The following is a 19073-nucleotide window of genomic DNA, read 5'->3' on the forward strand; positions in this document are numbered from 1 at the left end:
GTAAGTTTAGGAATAAGTTGAGCGCCCAACAGGTTTAACTCCGACAGGAGCCGATCCGTGAAAGACTTACTGAAGTTTCTGAAAGCACAAACTAAGACCGAAGAGTTTGATGCAATCAAAATAGCGCTGGCCTCGCCAGACATGATCCGTTCTTGGTCTTTCGGCGAAGTTAAAAAGCCGGAAACCATTAACTACCGTACGTTCAAACCAGAACGTGACGGCCTTTTCTGTGCCCGTATTTTCGGACCAGTAAAAGATTACGAATGCTTGTGCGGTAAGTACAAGCGTCTGAAACATCGCGGTGTCATTTGTGAAAAATGCGGCGTTGAAGTTACTCAGACTAAAGTGCGTCGTGAGCGTATGGGCCATATTGAATTGGCTTCTCCTACTGCGCATATTTGGTTCCTGAAATCACTGCCATCTCGTATCGGCTTATTGTTAGATATGCCATTACGTGACATTGAGCGCGTACTGTACTTCGAATCTTATGTGGTTGTTGAAGGCGGTATGACTAATCTGGAGCGTCGTCAGATCCTGACTGAAGAGCAGTATCTGGATGCGCTGGAAGAGTTCGGTGATGAATTCGATGCCAAGATGGGCGCCGAAGCTATCCAGTCTCTGCTGAAAGGCATGGATCTGGAAGCTGAGTGTGAACAACTGCGTGAAGAGTTAAATGAAACCAACTCTGAAACCAAACGTAAAAAGCTGACCAAGCGCGTTAAGCTGCTGGAAGCGTTCATTCAGTCTGGCAACAAACCAGAGTGGATGATCCTGACCGTATTACCGGTTCTTCCACCAGATTTACGTCCGCTGGTTCCGCTGGACGGTGGTCGTTTTGCGACCTCTGACCTGAACGATTTATATCGTCGCGTGATTAACCGTAACAACCGTCTGAAGCGCCTGCTGGATCTGGCTGCGCCAGATATCATCGTACGTAACGAAAAACGTATGTTGCAGGAAGCGGTTGATGCGCTGTTAGATAACGGTCGTCGTGGTCGTGCTATCACCGGTTCTAACAAACGTCCTCTGAAATCTTTGGCCGATATGATCAAAGGTAAGCAGGGTCGTTTCCGTCAGAACCTGTTAGGTAAGCGTGTTGACTACTCCGGTCGTTCTGTAATCACCGTAGGTCCATACCTGCGTCTGCATCAGTGCGGTCTGCCTAAGAAGATGGCATTAGAGCTGTTCAAACCGTTCATTTACGGCAAGCTGGAACTGCGTGGTTTAGCCACCACCATTAAAGCTGCCAAGAAGATGGTTGAGCGCGAAGAAGCCGTGGTATGGGATATCCTGGATGAAGTTATCCGCGAACACCCGGTACTGTTAAACCGTGCACCAACCCTGCACCGTTTAGGTATTCAGGCGTTTGAACCGGTTCTGATCGAAGGTAAAGCGATTCAGTTGCACCCGTTAGTGTGTGCGGCTTATAACGCCGACTTCGATGGTGACCAAATGGCGGTTCACGTACCGTTGACGCTGGAAGCTCAGCTGGAAGCGCGTGCGTTAATGATGTCTACCAACAACATCCTGTCTCCTGCGAACGGTGAGCCAATCATCGTACCATCTCAGGACGTTGTTTTGGGTCTGTACTATATGACCCGCGACAAAGTGAATGCGAAAGGTGAAGGCATGGTCCTGAGCGGGCCTAAAGAAGCCGAGCGCGTATATCGTGCTGGCCACGCAGAGCTGCACGCTCGCGTTAAAGTTCGTATCACTGAGTATGAAAAAAATGCTGAAGGCGAACTGGTTGCTAAAACGGGTCTGGTAGATACTACCGTTGGCCGCGCCATCCTGTGGATGATCGTGCCAAAAGGTCTGCCTTACTCAATTATCAACCAGGCGTTAGGTAAGAAAGCCATTTCCAAGATGATTAACACCTGTTATCGCATCCTGGGTCTGAAACCTACCGTTATTTTTGCTGACCAGACCATGTATACCGGCTTTGCTTATGCGGCACGTTCCGGTGCGTCTGTAGGTATCGATGACATGGTGATCCCTGCCAAGAAAGCAGAAATCATCAATGAAGCCGAAACCGAAGTGGCAGAAATTCAGGAACAGTTCCAGTCTGGTCTGGTTACCGCCGGCGAACGTTATAACAAAGTTATCGATATCTGGGCTGCCGCTAACGAACGCGTAGCGAAAGCGATGATGGAAAACCTGTCTTCTGAAACCGTGATCAACCGTGACGGTGTGGAAGAGAAACAAGTTTCCTTCAACAGCATCTTTATGATGGCTGACTCCGGTGCACGGGGCTCGGCAGCACAGATTCGTCAGTTAGCGGGTATGCGTGGTCTGATGGCTAAGCCAGATGGCTCAATCATCGAAACCCCGATCACTGCGAACTTCCGTGAAGGTCTGAACGTACTCCAGTACTTCATCTCTACTCACGGTGCTCGTAAAGGTCTGGCGGATACCGCACTGAAAACAGCAAACTCCGGTTATCTGACTCGTCGTTTAGTTGACGTGGCGCAGGACTTGGTGGTTATCGAAGATGACTGTGGAACTCACGATGGTATCGTGATGACGCCGGTTATCGAAGGTGGCGACGTTAAAGAACCTCTGCGTGAGCGCGTATTAGGCCGTGTAACGGCTGAAGACGTTCTGAAACCAGGTACTGCTGACATTCTGGTGCCACGTAACACGCTGCTGAACGAAAAATGGTGTGACCTGTTAGAAGAGCACTCTGTTGATATTATCAAGGTACGTTCTGTGGTTAGCTGTGATACCGACTTCGGTGTTTGTGCTAACTGTTACGGACGCGACCTGGCCCGTGGCCATATCATCAACAAAGGTGAAGCTATCGGTGTTATCGCGGCTCAGTCAATCGGTGAACCTGGTACACAGTTAACCATGCGTACGTTCCACATTGGTGGTGCGGCATCGCGTGCGGCTGCTGAATCCAGTATTCAGGTGAAAAACACCGGTAACCTGAAGCTGAAAAACGCTAAGTTTGTTATCAACGCTGCTAACAAGCTGGTTATCACTTCACGTAATACTGAACTGACTTTAATCGATGAATTTGGTCGTACTAAAGAGAGCTATAAAGTGCCTTATGGTGCCGTTATGGCGAAAGGCGATGGCGTTGGCGTTACCGGTGGCGAAACTGTCGCTAACTGGGATCCACATACCATGCCAGTTATCTCTGAAGTAGGCGGTTTCATTCGCTTTACCGATATGGTTGATGGCCAGACGATTACTCGTCAAACCGACGAATTAACCGGTCTGTCTTCAATCGTTGTGCTGGAAGGTGCTGAACGTACAGGTAGTACTAAAGACCTGCGTCCTGCGCTGAAAATTGTTGATGCTAAAGGCAATGATGTCCTGATCCCAGGTACTGATATGCCGGCTCAATACTTCCTGCCGGGTAAAGCAATTATCCAGTTAGAAGATGGCGTAGAGATTAACCCAGGTGACACACTGGCGCGTATTCCTCAGGAATCTGGCGGTACACGCGATATTACCGGTGGTCTGCCACGCGTTGCTGACCTGTTTGAAGCTCGTCGTCCGAAAGAGCCTGCGATTCTGGCTGAAATCAGCGGCGTGATCTCCTTCGGTAAAGAGACGAAAGGCAAACGTCGTCTGGTAATCACTCCGATGGATGGCAGCGAGCCATACGAAGAGATGATTCCTAAGTGGCGTCAGCTGAACGTGTTTGAAGGCGAACTGGTAGAACGCGGTGACGTTGTTTCCGATGGTCCTGAGTCTCCACATGACATCCTGCGTCTGCGTGGTGTGCATGAAGTGACTCGTTACATCGTTAACGAAGTGCAGGAAGTTTACCGCTTACAGGGCGTTAAGATTAACGATAAACACATTGAAGTTATCGTTCGTCAAATGCTGCGTAAAGGTACTATCGTTCATCCGGGTAACACTGAGTTCCTGGAAGGCGAGCAAGCAGAATACTCTCGCATCAAGATTGCTAACCGCACTCTTGAAGCAGACGGTAAACTGGCTGCAACCTTTGCCCGTGACCTGTTAGGTATCACCAAAGCATCGTTGGCAACAGAGTCCTTCATCTCTGCGGCATCGTTCCAGGAAACAACGCGCGTGCTGACAGAAGCTGCCGTTGCTGGTAAACGTGATGAGTTACGTGGTCTGAAAGAGAACGTTATCGTTGGTCGCCTGATTCCGGCGGGTACCGGTTACGCTTATCATCAGGATCGTGCGCGTCGCCGTCATGTTGAAGACGTTGCAACACCTCAGGTTAGTGCAGAAGAAGCAACAGCCAACCTGGCTGAGCTACTGAACGCTGGTCTGGGTAGTGATGACGAATAATCGGCCTGATTAGCTGAGTTAAAAACCGCCCCAAGGGGCGGTTTTTTTATGCCTGATATCTACAGATATATACTTGCAGATAATGAGAAAGGACTGAGACATAACGAATAAAAACTCTTATACGAAATGCCTCAGTATTACAGATGCAGAGCCGGGGGGAAATTAGTGGCTCCGGTAAAGGCGTCGACAACCTTTACACTGCGACTATATGTAATTTACTTTTCCCCTGTTATTTACACTGGTTGATGTTGCGCGACGTAGCGCAATCAATTTATGTTCGTTGTGTCGTTTTCATCAATTTTGCGAACTACATCCCTGAAATATGCCCCAGATACCGATCCCAGTCTTTCCAAATCGGCTGTAGCCCTTTGGCAATCAGTGCATTGGCTACTTGCTGTGGAGAACGATTATCATGGGGTGAAAATTGTTCCAGCTCAGGCTTATTATCAGCATAGCCACCGGGTTGAGTTTTTGAACCGGCGCTTACACTGTTAATTGCCAGCGGTACGACATGGTCACGAAAGTGCGGTGATTCACGGGTAGACAGAGAAAGTTCCACTTCCGGAGCAAACAGACGAAAGGCACAAATAAGTTGAACCAGTTGAGCATCATCCATAAGCGATGCGGGCTCAGTTCCACCGGTACAAGGGCGCAGACGAGGAAAAGAGATAGAGTAACGGCTTTGCCAGTAGCGCTTTTGCAGAAAATTCAGATGTTCCGCCAGATAGTAGCTATCGGTACGCCAGTCGGCGGAAAGTCCGATTAGCGTTCCCAGCCCAATTTTGTCTATGCCCGCATCTCCCAGCCTTTCCGGTGTTGCCAGCCGCCAGAAGAAGTCCTGTTTGTTACCTCTCAGATGGTGCTGTTGATAGGTGGAGCTATGATAGGTTTCCTGATAGACCATCACCGCATCCAGTCCTAAGGTTTTTAGTTCAGCATACTCTTCGGTTTTTAGCGGCTGTACTTCCATCATTAGAGAGCTGAATCTTTGTCGAATGGCGGGAAGATGTTGACGAAAGTAGTCCATGCCAACCTTTCCCTGATGCTCCCCGGTGACCAGCAGCAGATGTTTGTAACCCATGGCGTTTAATGCCTGACATTCCAGTGCGATCTCATGTTCGTCCAGCGTTTTACGCTTAATGCGATTGCTCATTGAAAAACCACAATAGCTACAATCATTGGCACAAAGGTTGGAAAGATACAGCGGAGCGTAAAAGCTTATGGTATTACCAAAACGCTGGCGGGTAAGGCTTTGTGCCCTTTGTGCCATCTCTTCCAGATAAGGTAACGCTGCCGGAGAAATGAGTGCCATAAAATCACGTAGCGTAGGCTGTTGGTTTCTCAGAGCCCGTTCCACGTCTTTTGATGTTTTGCTGTACAGACTCAGGGAAATATCATCCCAGTCCAAATTTTGCCAGTGGTGGCGAAATTCCGTTTTCATTTCACCTCCACCGCTTTGGACTTGAGAAAGTCAGTTAACGGGCTGGAAGCGGATGCGTGGCCATTGTGGCGTATTGCACCTAATCCGGACTGTCTGGCTAAGCGACCAGCCTCAACCGCCAGTTTAAAAGCCTGCGCCATGTTTATTGGGTCTCTGGCTACGGCAATGGCGGTATTGACCAACACTGCATCGGCCCCCAATTCCATCGCCTGAGCGGCGTGGCTTGGGCTGCCGATACCTGCATCCACTATTACCGGAACAGTGGACTGCTCAATAATAATGTTTAAAAACTCTTTGGTGACTAAACCTAAATTGGAACCAATAGGCGCACCCAATGGCATCACTGCAGCACAACCAACTTCCTCCAGACGTTTACACAACACCGGGTCGGCACCACAGTAGGGCAGCACAATAAAACCTTGCTTAACCAGTTCCTCCGCTGCTTTTAAGGTTTCAATCGGGTCTGGCAGCAGATAGCGGGCATCAGGATGAATTTCCAGCTTGAGCCAATTGGTTTCCAGCGCTTCTCTTGCTAATTGAGCTGCAAAAATAGCTTCTGCGGCAGTTTTCGCTCCGGAAGTATTAGGTAGTAATCGGATACCGTGCTGCTGTAGTGGTGTCAAAATAGCATCACTGTTGCTATCAACATCAACCCGTTTCATCGCCATGGTTGCCAGTTCTGAACCCGAAGCAGCAATAGCCTGCATCATCATCTGTGACGATGAAAACTTTCCGGTACCAACAAACAGACGTGAAGTAAATGTAGTCTCTGCAATAGTTAACATATCATCCCCCTGCAATGGCTTGAAAAAGTAAAATGTCATCACCATCCTGAAGCAGATGGCTGTCCCACTGGGTTCGTGGACATATTTGCTGATTAACTGCTACCGCCATACCCACTGTAGATTTATTTAACTGCTGGAGTAGGGCAGAGAGCGTAACGGGAGGCTCTACGTCAATCGGTGATTCATTCACCCTAATTTGCATACTGACCTCCGCATACCTGACAGTCTGGATCACGATGCAGTCGCAAGGTGGTCCACTGATGTTGTTTACCATCAAATAGCTGTAGTTTACCTTCCAGGGCTGAGTCTCCTCCCGTAAGCAGTTTTATTGCCTCCAGTGCCTGTAGTGAGCCGATAGTACCAACCATTGGCCCAAGGACTCCGGCAGTACGGCAGTTACGTTCGGGTTCCTGTTGGTCAGGGTACAGACAGGCATAGCAGCCATGATCGAACGGCGGCTTCAGTACCATTAGCTGTCCGCTAAAGCTGACTGCACTACCGCTGACCAGTGGGATGCGATGTTGGATACAGCCAGCATTAACAGCATGGCGGGTTGCCATGTTATCGCAGCAGTCCAGCACCAGATCGACCTGAGGCAAAATCGTATTCAGGTTTTCATCGGTGAGCCGCTGAGTCAGGACTTGATAACTGATGTGGGGATTCAGCGCCTGTAACTGCTCTTTTGCCAGTTCGGCTTTAGATTGTTTAATATCCTGAGTACGGAACAGTATTTGACGCTGTAAATTAGTCAGATGAACTCTGTCGTCATCCGCCAGTAATAGGTTACCTACGCCTGCCGCGGCCAGATAGAGCGATACCGGCGAGCCAAGCCCACCCAGACCGACAATCAATACCGTAGATTGTCTAAGTTTGACTTGGCCTTCCGGTCCGATATCTTCCAGCAGTAATTGGCGGCTATAGCGCAAAAACTCGCTGTCGTTCAGCATAATTAATGCTCCTCATGTTCTATTAATCGGAGCAGTTCAGCGGTGGCCTGACGCCAGTCCTGAGCTTGAGTAATAGCACTCACCACGGCGATGCTGCCAACACCACAGGCCAATACATCAGGTACGCGGTCGATACTGATGCCACCTATGGCTACGGTAGGATATTCAGGGATGGTGGCGACATGGCGCTTTAACTCGGCTAACCCTTGAGGAGCAGAAGGCATATCTTTAGTTTGAGTTGGAAAAATATGGCCTAAGGCAATATAAGAAGGGCGAACAGCAACCGCTAGCGCCAACTCCTCATCATCATGGGTAGAGACACCCAGACGCAGGCCAGCCTGATGAATGGCCTTAAGATCGGCAGTCAGCAAATCTTCCTGACCAAGATGGACGCCGTAGGCTTGGTGTTTGATCGCCAGACCCCAGTAATCATTGATAAACAGGCGCGCATTAAAACGTTTTCCCAATTCAATCGCCTGTTGGACAATGTCTTCCACTTCACAGTCTGGTTGATCCTTAATACGTAGTTGGATGGTAGTAACGCCGGCATTTAGCAAACGTTCGATCCAGCTCAGAGTATCAACCACCGGATAGAGCCCCAGCTTTTTCTCCGTCGGAAGAAATGGCGTATCGGGTAATGCAGAAAGATGGGTTTGGATGGTATCAGCCATGAGCGTTTTTCTCCGTTATTGCAGTATTTGATGTGGCAGGGTGATAAAGCTCGCTGCCCTGAGCGCGGAAATTTTCTGACATTTCGTTCATTCCACTGACTTGCTCTGACAGTAGATTCTGTTGAGCCTGGCCTTTGGCGAAATCCCGTACTTCCTGAGAAATTTTCATTGAACAGAATTTCGGCCCGCACATTGAACAGAAGTGGGCAACTTTGCCGGAGGCTTGAGGTAAGGTTTCATCGTGATAGGCTCGGGCGGTTTCCGGATCGAGGGCCAGATTAAACTGATCTTCCCAGCGAAATTCAAAGCGAGCTTTTGACATGGCGTTGTCGCGAATTTGGGCGCCGGGGTGGCCTTTCGCCAGATCGGCAGCATGAGCAGCAATTTTATAGGTAATAAGCCCTTGCTTTACGTCGTCTTTATTGGGGAGACCAAGGTGTTCTTTGGGGGTGACGTAGCAAAGCATAGCGCAGCCAAACCAGCCTATCAGAGCGGCACCAATGCCAGAGGTAAAATGGTCATATCCCGGGGCAATATCGGTGGTCAGCGGGCCTAAGGTATAAAAAGGCGCTTCATGACAGTGCTCCAGTTCAAGGGTCATATTCTGGCGGATCATATGCATAGGAATATGGCCAGGCCCTTCAATCATCACCTGAACATCATACTCCCAGGCGATTTTGGTGAGTTCACCCAGGGTTTTCAGTTCCGCAAACTGAGCTTCATCATTGGCGTCCTGAATAGAGCCGGGGCGCAGGCCGTCACCCAGAGAAAGTGCAACATCATACTGATTGCATAATTCACAAATTTCACGAAAATGCTGATAGAGAAAGTTCTCCTGATGGTGAGATAGACACCATTTCGCCATAATAGAGCCGCCCCGGGAAACAATGCCCGTCAGACGATTAGCGGTCATCGGCACATAACGTAATAGCACACCGGCATGAATGGTGAAATAATCGACCCCTTGTTCAGCCTGTTCAATCAGCGTGTCTTTAAATACTTCCCAACTGAGGTTTTCAGCAATACCGTTTACTTTTTCCAACGCCTGATAAATAGGAACAGTACCAATAGGCACCGGGCTATTGCGGATAATCCATTCGCGGGTTTCATGAATATAGCGTCCGGTGGAGAGATCCATCACCGTATCCGCTCCCCAGCGGGTAGACCAAACCAGTTTTTCTACTTCTTCTTCAATAGATGAGGTTAACGCTGAGTTACCAATGTTAGCGTTCACTTTTACCAGAAAGTTTCGGCCGATAATCATTGGCTCAGATTCCGGATGGTTGATATTCAGAGGAATAATCGCCCTGCCAGCAGCCACTTCATCACGAACAAATTCGGGAGTGATATTGTCCGGCAACACTGCACCAAAGTTTTGACCCGGATGTTGCTGTTTTAATACATCGGTACGAATACGTTCCCGTCCCATATTTTCTCGGATGGTGATAAACTCCATTTCCGGCGTTACGATCCCCTTTCTGGCGTAGTGTAACTGAGTCACTCGTGTGCCGGGTTTTGCTTTGCGAGGAGCGGGAAGATGGGTATAACGCAGGTGGTCTAAACCTTCGTCAGCCAGCCTCTTTTGAGTAAAATGCGAGCTGACCTGGGGCAACGGCTCAGAATCACCACGTTGTTCGATCCAGTTTTTTCGCAAAGCAGGTAACCCTTGTCGAACATCCAACGTTGACTGAGGATCGCCATAAGGGCCGGAAGTATCGTAAACCGGTACCGGTTCATTATCCTGATATTCAGGTTCCTCTTTGCTACCGCCAATCAGTGTGGGTGATAGCTGAATTTCACGCATAGGAACGCGTAAATCCGCTTGTGAACCTTGTAGATAGATACGTTTAGAATCGGGAAAGGCGTTTCCCTGTAGCTGGTCAATAAATTGCTGCGCCTGAGCGCGTTGGGTTCTTCGGTTAGACATAGCAAACTCCTAATAAATTAAGGATTGCTTGTCCGGAGTTCGGAGAGGGAGTAATGATAAAGCCGAAAAGCAGGTTAATGATTTCAGTTTATCTGGATGATATTACTCTTGTTCCCTTCGCGGGTATTAGCCCGATCAGGTTCCGCGGATCCCGAATTAACGGTCTCAGCCTGTGTCACCACGGTGGCACTAGGCACTCCGACAAGATTAATCACCAAAAGCGGTGATGCAACACAGTATAAGTAAGCTAATAAAAACCACAAGTGGGTTTTTGTGCCCGGTTTATACTCTAATGGTGTCAGTCGCTGACACCATGTTTAGATATTATTTTGAGGCGGTAGAAGAGTGATGGCTCAGCCAGCTGTTGGTTGCTTCCTGGATCAGTTTATCTTCCAGTGAAAAGCGCCTTTCTAACAGTTCGCCAACGGTTGAAAGATCTTCATGCAGTTGTAATATGGTGTCTTCATTGATGCCCTTTTCGACATAATTATCGTAGAACGCCATAATCTTTTGAGTGTTCTCTTCTAATCTCGGATAGGCTTTTTGGCCAATAAGCAGACTTGGGCTACCGGCACCTTCTTCCTGAGTAATGACTTTGTCATAAATATGAAAATGACAAGAGGAGAGATAGTCCACTAAATGGTGTCCAAAATCGATTAGGGCTTTTTCATCGAGAGGAATATTTTTTTCTTTATTTGGCTTAATACCAACAAGACGGTAATAAGTAACCAGTAGGTTTTTACGTGATTCTAACCACTGATCAATCAGTTTAATTTTGCCGCCCACGCGCTCGGCTAAGCTTTCAAGTTGGTTTAGCATAGGGTTTCCAGAGTGATGGCTGTTAGTAAAATAGCAAGTTAAAGTAATGTAAATCTATTGTTGTTAGATTGCCAGCAAATTAAGAGGTTGAGCAAAACGTTTATGGAACAACAACTACAAGGTCATGAATCTGGCTGGTGGCTATTGAGCCATGCCGGGAAATTATGGTTGCCAAAAGGTGAGGTGCCTTATGGTCGTGCCAATGATTTTGGCTTATCCGGTGAAAAGGCTCATCGAATTGGTGAGTGGCAAAGTGAGTCCGTTTGGCTGGTGTGTAAAGAGCGCTCAAGGGAGATGGCTTCAGTTCGGCAGTTGCTGAATGAAGATCGTGGATTGTTCCAACTGGCAGGCAGAGCAGTTCAGTTAGAGGGCTTTTACCGGGCGCATCAGTTCTGTGGTTATTGCGGTCATCCAATGCATGTCAGCGATCGCGAGTGGGCCTGTTTATGCAACAATTGCCGTCAGCGCTACTATCCGCAAATAGCGCCTTGCATTATCGTAGCCATTCGCCGTGAAGACCGAATTTTACTGGCACAGCATAACCGCCATCGGGGTGGGATTTATACAGCACTGGCTGGCTTTGTTGAAGTCGGGGAAACACTGGAGCAAGCGGTAGCCCGGGAAGTGCAGGAAGAGAGTAATTTGCAGGTGACTAATCTGCGCTATATCTCTTCTCAGCCATGGCCGTTTCCTCACTCTCTGATGGTGGCCTATTTAGCTGACTATGCGGGGGGAGAGCTGAAAATAGACACTTCAGAATTGCTGGATGCTGACTGGTTTCGCTATGACAATCTTCCTCAACTTCCTCCTCCTGGTACGGTAGCGCGCCGCTTGATTGAGGACACTATCGCATTATGTCGATCTGAGCATGATTATTAGCATTTTGCCGACCAGTATCTCGGGCAGATATAGTAATATGCCCACTTGATATTGGAAGAGCTTGTTGCATGCTACAATGCGCGCAATACCAGAAGGATAAAAATAATGAACCAATTAAAAAACGATCGCTATCTGCGTGCGTTATTACGCCAACCTGTTGATGTAACCCCGGTCTGGATGATGCGTCAGGCCGGACGTTATTTGCCTGAATATAAAGCTACCCGAGCTGAAGCCGGCGATTTTATGTCGCTGTGTAAAAATGCTGAACTGGCCTGTGAAGTGACATTACAGCCATTGCGTCGTTATGCACTGGATGCAGCTATTCTATTTTCCGATATTTTAACCATTCCTGATGCGATGGGATTGGGACTTTACTTCGAAGCCGGTGAAGGCCCTCGTTTTGAACGCCCTATCACCTGTAAAGCGGATGTTGATAATCTGCCGGTTCCCGATCCGGAGCAGGAGCTGGCCTATGTGATGAATGCGGTGCGCACCATTCGCCATAATCTGAAGGGCGATGTTCCTCTTATCGGTTTTTCCGGCAGTCCCTGGACTCTGGCAACCTATATGGTGGAAGGTGGCAGCAGCAAAGCATTTACAAAAATCAAAAAGATGATGTATGCCGATGGCCCCGTGTTACATAAATTACTGGATAAGATCGCTGACAGCGTCATTTTATATCTGAACGCTCAGATTAAAGCGGGCGCGCAATCGGTGATGATTTTCGATACCTGGGGTGGGGTGTTAACCGGACGTGATTATCTGGAGTTCTCGCTGACCTATATGCACAAGATTGTTGATGGTTTGATGCGTGAAAATGAAGGTCGAAAAGTGCCGGTAACCCTGTTTACTAAAGGTGGTGGTCAATGGTTAGAAGCTATGGCTGATACTGGTTGTGATGCGCTAGGTTTAGACTGGACGACCGATATTGCCGATGCCCGTAAGCGGGTAGGGGATCGTGTGGCACTACAGGGAAATATGGACCCTTCCATGTTGTATGCGCCGCCTGCCAGAATTGAGCAGGAAGTGGCGACTATTCTCTCCGGATTTGGTCATGGTAACGGCCACGTATTTAATCTGGGCCACGGCATTCATCAGGATGTTCCACCTGAACATGCTGGTGCTTTTGTTGAAGCGGTTCATAAACTGTCTCGCGCCTATCATGATTGATACCGCGTCTTTGCGGGCTGAACAGTCAGAAAAAGCCCGGTTGATTGTCAGAGACGATCGGCTGGGGTTTACTGAACCGGACTGGATCGCTGGTGCAGATGTTGGTTTTGAACAGGATGGAACCATAACCCGGGCAGCGATAGCCATTCTGAGTTATCCCTCGTTGGAACTGGTGGAGTATCAGATAGCCAGAGTGCCAACAAATATTCCCTATATTCCCGGGTTACTCTCTTTCCGTGAATGCCCGGCTTTGCTGGCTGCATGGCAAAAGCTCACCATTAAGCCTCAACTGCTATTTGTTGATGGTCAGGGCATTGCTCATCCCAGGCGGCTTGGTGTTGCCAGCCACTTTGGGCTGTTGGCTGATGTACCAACGATCGGTGTAGCAAAGAGTCGCCTGTGTGGGCAACATCGTCCATTAACTGCAGAACCGGGTGATTTGGCTGAACTGAGTGATAAGAATGAGTTCCTCGGTTGGGTATGGAACAGTAAAGCGCGCTGTAAGCCGCTGTATATTTCAGTTGGGCATCGGATTAGTACAGATAGTGCACTGACTTGGGTAAAACGTTGTATGCGCGGTTATCGCTTGCCGGAACCAACCCGTTGGGCTGATGCGATAGCTTCGCGGCGTCCTGCGTTTTTGCGCTGGCTGGCGCAACACCCAGAAAAAAATATTGATTAAGCTACGGCTATTATAACGTGGGAAATTCCCCATCATATTGAATATTAATGAGATATCTTAATGCTACGTAACCCGATTCACAAACGTATGGAAAAGCTGACCGGCTGGCAGCACTACACTTTTATGGCCTGCTTGTGTGAGCGTATGTATCCAAATTATCAGGCGTTTTGTCACCAAACCGGGTTTGCGGAACCTCAAGTGTATCGCCGTATTCTGGATTTAATTTGGGAAACGCTGGTAGTGAAAGGTGCAAAAGTGAATTTTGACAGCCAGTTAGAAAAACTGGAAGACATTATTCCTGATGCAGAACAGTTTGATATATATGGCGTTTACCCGGCTATTGATGCCTGTGTTGCCCTAAGTGAAGTGTTACACTCTCATTTAAGTGGTGAAACACTGGAACACGCCATCGCCGTGAGTGAGATGTCAGTTCGTACCGTAGCAATGCTGGAGATGACTGAAGCTAACCGTGAAATGACCGACGATGAGCTAAAAGCTTTGCCACTCATTGAGCATGAATTTGATGTTCAGTGGGAAATATATCGTCTGCTGGTGGAGTGCGAAGAGCGTGATATTGAGCTGATTAAAGGGCTAAGAGCGGACTTAAAAGAGGCCGCAACCAGCAATATTGGTATAAATTTAACACAATAGATGATAAAACGTGATTCAGAGCTTAAATAATAGCATGTTAAGGCTTCACAGCCGCCCTCTATTGGTCTACATTTGTCTTGCCTTTGAAAGGTGGCTATCGAGACGCTCAGGCTAAGGGTTTAGAAATTTTCTTTTCCCGCCCGTATTCGATACATTGCATGCCATAAAACACATTGTAAGGATAATTTATGAACAAGACTCAACTGATTGACGTAATTGCAGACAAGGCTGGTATTACTAAAGCTCAGGCCAAAGCGGCTCTGGAATCAACCTTAGGCGCAATTACTGAGTCTCTGAAAGATGGTGACCCAGTACAACTGGTTGGTTTTGGTACATTTAAAGTGAATCATCGTAATGCCCGTACTGGTCGTAACCCACAGACTGGTAAAGAAATCAAAATTGCTGCAGCTAATGTTCCAGCATTTGTTTCTGGTAAAGCGCTGAAAGAAGCTGTTAAGAAGTAATTAACAGCCACTTAATGAGATAAAAAAAGGGGCAGAATGGCCCCTTTTATTTTATTCAGACCATGATAAAACGATTGATTGTTATAAGCAGTCTGATTCTGACGGGATGCAGTACTTCACTAAAAGATCCTACCTTAAGTGCCTCGGGCTATATTGCCACTGATGGCATGATGAGAATCTGGACTAAAATCAGTGGCGAAGGTCAGCCTATGCGGCTGATGAGCGTATATACGCCTTATACCGGCAGCACTGTCTCCACCTATTATGAATACTCGGCAGGAAAAGTAAGTTTGATTCGCCGTGAAGTTCAAACTCCTGATGGCTATCCTAAAGAATTAATGCGTCTGGACAGCGAAGGTAATCCCAGTTTTATGCAACGCCAACTGGCGGATCGCAATGAGCAGCTTTCTGCTGACGATATTCTAAGACTAAAATACGAAGAGCAGCGAATTCTGACAACCAGTGAGTCCCTTGATGCCGGTAAAATCGTGTTGCACCAGGGCTATATTAATAATGGTGAGATTATTACCTGCGCCGGAGAGACCGTGAATCCGGTATTTTCGTATGAGCAACAGTCATGGATTGAGAAGCGCGTACGTAATGGTGGCTTTATCAGTCTGGCGTGGTTAGACGCGCCGCGAGGAATGCAGTTGTTGCTGGTGGCGAATGAGAATTTTTGTTCGTGGGAGCCGAAGTTGGAGACGTTTTGATTGGTGATGGGTTCTTTTTAAATCAACACCAATGGATATTCCGTCCGTAAAATTAGAGTGCCTATATTTGCAGAGTGCTCGGCCGGAAGACAATCTGTACTTAATTTCTGAGTCCGCCTTGGGGCAGTTATGAAACACCTTGCGGTGTTTCACCCTTCGGGCAGGCGCTAGCCTGTAAATCTCTCCCGCCGATTAACTGCTGAAGGATATAAAATACAAAAGGTCGCCATACGGCGACCTTAATCATGAGAAGAGAAAACTACTTCTGGTTTTCACGTTCGATGGCGCGGTAGCCGATGTCTTTACGATAAATACAGCCGTCCCATTGGATTTGGGCAGCGATTTCGTAAGCACGGCGTTGGGCTTCAGCAACGCTGTTTCCTAATGCGGTTGCGCAAAGTACACGTCCACCCTGGGTTACAACGTGGCACTCCTTCAAACCGGTACCCGCATGGAAAACTTTTCCGTCTTCCATCTCTTGTTGTGGCAACCCTGTAATTACATCGTTAGTCCGGTAATCACCAGGATAACCGCCAGCTGCCAGAACTACGCCCAGCGAAGCTCGTGGATCCCAACGGGAGGTTTTTTCATTTAGCTTACCTTCCACACCGGCCAGACAAAGTTCAATCAGGTCAGACTGCATACGCAGCATAATTGGTTGGGTTTCCGGATCGCCAAAGCGGCAGTTAAACTCAATAACCTTCGGCTGACCCGCGTCGTCAATCATTAATCCGGCGTACAGGAAGCCAGTATAGGTGTTACCTTCAGCCTCCATACCTTTTACAGTAGGCCAGATAACCTGATCCATGATGCGCTGATGCACTTCATCAGTCACTACCGGCGCTGGTGAATAAGCACCCATTCCACCCGTGTTGGGGCCAGTATCACCATCATAAGCACGTTTATGATCCTGACTGGTAGCCATTGGAACTACATTCTTACCGTCAACCATCACAATAAAGCTAGCTTCTTCACCGGTAAGAAACTCTTCCACTACGATACGATGGCCTGCATCACCAAAGGCATTACCTTCCAACATGTCTTTAGCGGCCTCTTCGGCCTCTTCCAGAGTCATTGCCACAATAACCCCTTTACCGGCAGCAAGACCATCGGCCTTTATCACGATTGGAGCACCTTTGGCGCGAATATAAGCGAGTGCCTGATTGAGGTCAGTAAAGTTTTGGTATTCCGCACTGGGAATATGGTTGCGAGCCAGGAAATCTTTGGTGAAGGCTTTGGAACCTTCAAGCTGGGCTGCTGCCTGCGTAGGGCCAAAAATCTTTAGCCCAACTTTGCGAAAAGCATCAACTACACCTTTAACTAATGGAGCTTCGGGCCCAACAATGGTTAAACCGATATTCTCTTTTTGGGCAAAATGTACCAGAGCATCAATATCTGTGGCGGCAATTGCCACATTAACCAGATTTGGCTCCAGCTCAGTACCGGCATTGCCGGGAGCAACGAATACTTTATCAGCCAGCGGTGACTGAGCCGCTTTCCATGCCAGTGCATGCTCTCGTCCACCATTACCAATAATTAATATGTTCATCTTTCTGGCTCCGTTTAAATGTCGAAATTCAGTTATTGGTATTAGTGACGGAAATGGCGCATATCAGTAAAGATCATGGCGATACCGTGTTCATTGGCGGCGGCAATAACTTCATCATCACGAATAGAACCGCCAGGCTGGATAACGCAGGTGATACCCACGGCAGCAGCGGCATCAATACCATCACGGAACGGGAAGAATGCATCGGATGCCATCACCGCTTCAGCAACCTGTAGGTTTTCATCTTCTGCTTTAATTCCGGCGATTTTAGCTGAATAGACACGGCTCATTTGGCCGGCACCTATACCGATAGTCATATTGTCGCGGGCATAAACAATGGCGTTAGACTTAACAAACTTGGCCACTTTCCAGCAGAACAACGCATCACGCAGCTCTTTTTCTGTTGGCTGGCGGGTAGTAACGACTTTCAGGTCGGCCTGACTAACCATGCCAAGGTCGCGGTCCTGAACCAGCAGGCCGCCATTTACACGTTTAAAATCTAATCCGGCAATCCTGACATCCCACTGACCACATTCCAATACACGAATGTTTTGCTTCGGCGCTAAAACTTCCAGTGCAGCTGCGCTTACTGATGGCGCAATGATGACTTCAACAAACTGACGGCTGATAATGGCTTCAGCGGTTTTGGCGTCCAGTTCCTGATTAAAGGCAATGATGCCGCCGAAGGCTGAAGTTGGATCGGTTAAGTAGGCGCGTTCATAGGCATGAAGAATATTATCTCCTAACGCAACGCCGCATGGGTTAGCGTGTTTAACAATGACGCAGGCTGGCTGAGTAAACTCTTTGACGCATTCCAGAGCGGCGTCAGTATCAGCGATATTATTATAGGAGAGGGCTTTGCCCTGAAGCTGTTGAGCGGTAGCGACTGAGGCTTCTTTTACCGTTTCTTCAACATAGAATGCGGCCGCTTGATGGCTGTTTTCACCGTAACGCATATCCTGCTTTTTAATGTACTGAAGGTTTAGCGTACGAGGGAAGCGGCCGGATGGTTTATCGGTTTCACCATAATAGGGAGCAACCAGCGAACCAAAGTAGTTAGCAATCATACCGTCATAGGCTGCGGTATGTTCGAAAGCGCGAATTGCCAGATCAAAACGTGTCTCGTAGCTTAATCCATTATTGCCGCTATCCATCTCACTGATGATATCGGTATAGTCGTTGCTGTTAACTACGATAGCGACATCTTTATGATTTTTCGCCGCAGAGCGAACCATGGTTGGGCCGCCAATATCAATGTTTTCTACTGCATCAGCCAGTGAGCAATCTTTGCGGGCGACAGTCTGAGCAAAAGGATAGAGATTCACAACCACCATATCAATTGGCTCAATGGCATGCTTTGCCATCACTTCATCATCAATACCTCTGCGCCCTAAAATACCACCGTGCACTTTAGGGTGTAGAGTTTTCACCCTGCCATCCATCATTTCGGGAAAACCGGTGTAGTCAGAAACTTCCGTAACCGCAAGACCTGCTTCTGCCAGCAGTTTGGCGGTTCCTCCGGTGGAGAGTAGTTCAACACCACGCTGTGACAGAGCCTGGGCGAACTCAACAATGCCAGTTTTATCGGAAACGCTGAGAAGGGCGCGACGGATAGGACGATGTGATTGCATAGCTGATAATTTCCTGTTGGCTTTTTCAGAGTAAAAACATAGTAGATATAAAAGGATGAATTCAAGATAACAAAATAGTGAACCGAATGATGGGATATCACCATCGATTTACACTCAATTTTTTATGGGCGCAATTGTAACGAAAACGATTGCGTCATGCTCGACATATTTTCTCCTTTTTCCGGTTCTGTGGATAACTCTGTGTGCAAGTCGGTATAAAGTGGGGTTTTGCTGTGGAATGCAGCAAACAGAACATTTTTCTCTATTTATCTCTTGCAGGCGACGAGAAACTCCCTATAATGCGCCTCCATCGAACGGAGATGTACAAACTTACATGTTCTGGTTCGAGTTCTCTTAAATGAGAAACAAAAAGAGTGAATGAACTCATTGACTCTGAAACGGATTCGCGTAATATACGCAGCCCGTGCCGCGGGAAGCGCAGCTTTCTGTCGGCCATGCTCTTTAACAATTT

General features: G+C 48.0%; 16 protein-coding genes and 1 riboswitch. Of the genes, 7 read left to right on the forward strand and 9 right to left on the reverse strand.

The features are described 5' to 3' along the window. Nucleotides 1-57 precede the first annotated feature (57 nt). The gene (gene rpoC, locus I2494_RS19140; protein ID WP_218468574.1) at nt 58-4275 is read left to right on the forward strand and encodes a DNA-directed RNA polymerase subunit beta'; all 4218 of its coding nucleotides are present in this window, start codon (nt 58-60) and stop codon (nt 4273-4275) included. A gap of 307 nt (nt 4276-4582) precedes the next feature. On the opposite strand, the gene thiH is transcribed toward rpoC, so the two are convergent. From thiH to rsd, 7 genes are all read right to left on the reverse strand, one after another. Next, a complete protein-coding gene (gene thiH / locus I2494_RS19145; RefSeq protein ID WP_218468575.1) occupies nt 4583-5716 on the reverse strand; it encodes a 2-iminoacetate synthase ThiH in 1134 nt (377 codons plus the stop codon). Beyond that, entirely contained in the window at nt 5713-6501 is a 789-nt protein-coding gene (locus I2494_RS19150; RefSeq protein ID WP_218468576.1) for a thiazole synthase, read from the reverse strand. The genes thiH and I2494_RS19150 overlap by 4 nt, the downstream gene beginning before the upstream one ends. 1 nt (nt 6502) lies before the next feature. Continuing rightward, a complete protein-coding gene (gene thiS / locus I2494_RS19155; protein WP_218468577.1) occupies nt 6503-6703 on the reverse strand; it encodes a sulfur carrier protein ThiS in 201 nt (66 codons plus the stop codon). After that, entirely contained in the window at nt 6693-7448 is a 756-nt protein-coding gene (locus I2494_RS19160) for a HesA/MoeB/ThiF family protein (RefSeq protein ID WP_218468578.1), read from the reverse strand. Before I2494_RS19160 ends, thiS begins: the two co-directional genes overlap by 11 nt. 2 nt (nt 7449-7450) lie before the next feature. Next, a complete protein-coding gene (gene thiE, locus I2494_RS19165) occupies nt 7451-8119 on the reverse strand; it encodes a thiamine phosphate synthase (protein WP_218468579.1) in 669 nt (222 codons plus the stop codon). Further along, complete coding sequence (thiC, locus tag I2494_RS19170) at nt 8112-10046, reverse strand: phosphomethylpyrimidine synthase ThiC (protein WP_218468580.1); 1935 nt, start codon at nt 10044-10046, stop codon at nt 8112-8114. Before thiC ends, thiE begins: the two co-directional genes overlap by 8 nt. A 95-nt stretch (nt 10047-10141) precedes the next feature. Further along, nucleotides 10142-10257, reverse strand: a riboswitch (TPP riboswitch). A gap of 113 nt (nt 10258-10370) precedes the next feature. Beyond that, complete coding sequence (gene rsd / locus I2494_RS19175; protein ID WP_218468581.1) at nt 10371-10865, reverse strand: sigma D regulator; 495 nt, start codon at nt 10863-10865, stop codon at nt 10371-10373. Between the two features lie 102 nt (nt 10866-10967). On the opposite strand from rsd, the gene nudC reads away from it, so the two are divergent. From nudC to I2494_RS19205, 6 genes are all read left to right on the forward strand, one after another. After that, nucleotides 10968-11744: an NAD(+) diphosphatase gene (nudC, locus tag I2494_RS19180; protein WP_218468582.1), complete on the forward strand. Its 777-nt coding sequence runs from the start codon at nt 10968-10970 to the stop codon at nt 11742-11744. A 105-nt stretch (nt 11745-11849) separates the two neighbouring features. Beyond that, nucleotides 11850-12914: a uroporphyrinogen decarboxylase gene (gene hemE / locus I2494_RS19185; RefSeq protein WP_218468583.1), complete on the forward strand. Its 1065-nt coding sequence runs from the start codon at nt 11850-11852 to the stop codon at nt 12912-12914. Further along, nucleotides 12910-13596, forward strand: coding sequence for a deoxyribonuclease V (gene nfi, locus I2494_RS19190; protein ID WP_218468590.1), 687 nt, complete (start codon nt 12910-12912; stop codon nt 13594-13596). The genes hemE and nfi overlap by 5 nt, the downstream gene beginning before the upstream one ends. A gap of 60 nt (nt 13597-13656) precedes the next feature. Then, nucleotides 13657-14247 carry a YjaG family protein gene (locus tag I2494_RS19195; protein ID WP_218468584.1) on the forward strand — a complete coding sequence of 197 codons (591 nt, stop codon included), beginning with the start codon at nt 13657-13659 and terminating at the stop codon, nt 14245-14247. Nucleotides 14248-14435: 188 nt separating this feature from the next. Beyond that, nucleotides 14436-14711 (forward strand): nucleoid-associated protein HU-alpha, encoded by a 276-nt coding sequence (gene hupA / locus I2494_RS19200; protein WP_130593042.1) that lies wholly within the window; start codon nt 14436-14438, stop codon nt 14709-14711. Nucleotides 14712-14785: 74 nt separating this feature from the next. Next, nucleotides 14786-15421, forward strand: coding sequence for a DUF1481 domain-containing protein (locus I2494_RS19205; RefSeq protein ID WP_218468585.1), 636 nt, complete (start codon nt 14786-14788; stop codon nt 15419-15421). 259 nt (nt 15422-15680) lie between these two features. On the opposite strand, the gene purD is transcribed toward I2494_RS19205, so the two are convergent. Beyond that, complete coding sequence (gene purD / locus I2494_RS19210) at nt 15681-16970, reverse strand: phosphoribosylamine--glycine ligase (RefSeq protein ID WP_218468586.1); 1290 nt, start codon at nt 16968-16970, stop codon at nt 15681-15683. A 41-nt stretch (nt 16971-17011) separates the two neighbouring features. Further along, on the reverse strand, nt 17012-18601 hold the full coding sequence (purH, locus tag I2494_RS19215) for a bifunctional phosphoribosylaminoimidazolecarboxamide formyltransferase/IMP cyclohydrolase (RefSeq protein WP_218468587.1): 1590 nt from the start codon (nt 18599-18601) through the stop codon (nt 17012-17014). Between the last annotated feature and the right edge of the window lie 472 nt (nt 18602-19073).

Origin of the sequence: Limnobaculum allomyrinae (genome assembly GCF_016649425.1) — a bacterium.
Classification (GTDB): domain Bacteria; phylum Pseudomonadota; class Gammaproteobacteria; order Enterobacterales; family Enterobacteriaceae; genus Limnobaculum; species Limnobaculum allomyrinae.